The organism is Caballeronia calidae, from assembly GCF_900044055.2.
Classification (GTDB): domain Bacteria; phylum Pseudomonadota; class Gammaproteobacteria; order Burkholderiales; family Burkholderiaceae; genus Caballeronia; species Caballeronia calidae.
Map to the genome: position 1 here is coordinate 1 of NZ_FCOX02000316.1, position 857 is coordinate 857.

Consider the following 857-nt stretch of genomic DNA (forward strand, 5'->3'; position numbering starts at 1 on the left):
GTAACCTTCGGGTAGGAAAGACGCTTCTGGTCGAGCGCGGTTTTTTTTTGCGCGATCCTGACCGAGGCGCTCGGTGACGAGAAAGGCATAAGCCGCAATACACAGCGTGGCATGGTGATGGAAGCCGCGCCAGCCGCGACCCTCGTAGTGCGCGAGGCCGAACTCCTGCTTGAGCTCCTGGTAATCTCGTTCAATACGCCAGCGCATTTTGATGACGAAGACCAGTTGTTCCAGGGTGGCGTCGGACGGCGCCGTGGAGAGAAAGTATTTCACCGGCTCGGCTTCCGCCTCGGGCCACTCGATCAGCAGCCACTCCTCGGGGCGCATCTCGGTGCCCAGGTAATCGCGGTGAGCAGGACGGACCCGCACAGCGGCGAAACGCGAGGATAGATCCGTGTTGGTACCTTCCCGCCAGGTGATCGCGCTATAGGCCTCCTGCGGCAATTGCATGGCCAATGTCTTGACCGGCATCGGCTCGTGACCAGGCTCACGGCGCAGCTTCGTTGGCCGTATGCCGCGACCGCTCCAGGGCTTGGGTGGCAGGGGCGCGGTGCCCGGTGCCCATACCGTGGTTCCCGGCCGGATGCCGACGGCATACAGCATGCCCAGTTCAGTAATGCCATTGCGGAAGGCGGTTTCATCGCCGTACCCGGCATCGGCCAGCACGACGCCCATGGGCATGCCCGAGGCGAGCGCCTCGTGCATTTGCGCCAGCGCGATTTCCGGCTTGGTAGCGAACGTCACATCGTCCGGCACCCCGGCTTTCTTCCGGCGCACCGGGTCAGCCGCCCAGTCCTTGGGTAGATACAATTGAAAGCCAACAGGAACGCTGCCCTGCACACTGGCCAGCGACAAAC

1 protein-coding gene is annotated in these 857 nt (G+C 63.1%); it reads right to left on the reverse strand.

The window, feature by feature from the left end; all coding sequences use genetic code 11:
• A partial coding sequence (locus AWB78_RS42830) for an IS701 family transposase (RefSeq protein WP_062613354.1) occupies positions 1-857 on the reverse strand: 857 nt, incomplete at both ends.